This window comes from Streptococcus sp. DD04 (assembly GCF_001578725.1).
Classification (GTDB): Bacteria; Bacillota; Bacilli; order Lactobacillales; family Streptococcaceae; genus Streptococcus; species Streptococcus sinensis.
In genome coordinates this window covers 1-306 of sequence record NZ_KQ969019.1, presented here as the reverse complement: position 1 = coordinate 306, position 306 = coordinate 1, and the positions used below count along the sequence as shown (strand labels likewise).

1 pseudogene is annotated in these 306 nt (G+C 37.3%); it reads right to left on the bottom strand.

The features are described 5' to 3' along the window. Positions 1-306: pseudogene (locus STRDD04_RS10335) on the bottom strand (transposase); the annotation flags it as partial.

Here is a 306-nt window from a genome sequence, read left to right as displayed (position 1 = left end):
GCGATGAGGATTCTAGTTTTGAAGTTTTCAAAATTTCGGAAGCCAAAAGCATTTCGCTTGATGACTTTGATGAGGTTATTGGTAGCCTCCAGTTTTGCATTTGAGTAAGGGAGTTCAAGAGCGTTGAAAATTTTATCTTTGTCCTTGAGAAAGGTTTTAAAAACAGTCTGAAAGATAGGATTTATACAAGCAATCCTTTCTTCAATGAGTCCAAAGAAATGCTCCGTCTTGTTTCTCTTGGAAATGAAAGAGTAAGAGTTGGTAGAGCTCATAGTGTTCTCTGAGTTCTTGAGAGTAAGAGAGTAG